Origin of the sequence: Micromonospora sp. KC723, assembly GCF_004348595.1 — a bacterium.
Classification (GTDB): domain Bacteria; phylum Actinomycetota; class Actinomycetes; order Mycobacteriales; family Micromonosporaceae; genus Micromonospora.
On record NZ_SMKD01000283.1, the window covers coordinates 1 to 927 of the forward strand.

A 927-nucleotide genomic window follows, 5' to 3' on the forward strand; every position below is an offset into this window, starting at 1 on the left:
CGCCCACCCCGACCCACGCCGCCGCCGGCGTCGCCCGAGCAGCGGACGGTGGGTGGCCCCGCGCTCGCCACCGCCGGCCTGGTCGTCCCACCCGGCGTGGCGGCGCCGCCGCCGGTGACGGCGACCTCGTGGCTGGTCGCCGACCTCGACAGCGGCGCGGTGCTGGGCGGCTGCGGCCCGCACGAGCACGCCACCCCGGCGAGTGTGCAGAAGCTGCTGCTGGCCGCGACCATGCTGCCGAGACTCGACCCGAAGCAGGTAGCCACCGCCACCCGCGCCGACCTCGACATCGAGCCGGGCAGTTCCGCGGTCGGCCTGCTGGTGGGCGGCCGGTACCCGGTGGAGACGCTCTGGCTGGGGCTGCTGCTGCAGTCCGGCAACGACGCGGCGAACATGCTCGCCCGGCTCGGCGCCGGCAGCGCGCAGGCCGGGGTGGCGCAGATGAACGCCGAGGCGCGCCGGCTCGGTGCCCTGCGGACCCGCGCCGTGACGCCCTCCGGGCTGGACGGCCCGGGCCAGTTCACCAGCGCGTACGACCTGGCGCTGATCGCCCGCGTGTGCTTCGCCGACCCCACCTTCCGCCGGTACGCGCTGACCGAGCGCGCCCAGATCCCGGCCCAGCCGGCGCTGAGGAAGCCCGGCTTCCAGATCCAGAACGAGAACGATCTGATCTACCGGTACCCGGGGGCGCTCGGCGGCAAGACCGGCTTCACCGACCTGGCCCGGCACACCTACGTCGGCGCGGCCGAGCGGGGTGGCCGGCGACTCGTGGTGACGCTGCTCGGTGCCGAACGCCGGCCGCTGCCCGGGTGGGAGCAGGGCGCGCGCCTGCTCGACTGGGGTTTCTCGCTGCCCCGGGACGCCTCGGTCGGTCGACTCGTGGAGCCGGGGGAGGCCACCCCGCAGGGTACGCCCGTGAGCCCTCCC

At 76.4% G+C, this 927-nt stretch carries 1 protein-coding gene; it reads left to right on the forward strand.

What is annotated here, in order from left to right; translation table 11 throughout:
* Positions 1-927 (forward strand): D-alanyl-D-alanine carboxypeptidase family protein (locus tag E1165_RS28655; RefSeq protein WP_132394798.1); only part of this gene is annotated, 927 nt, incomplete at both ends.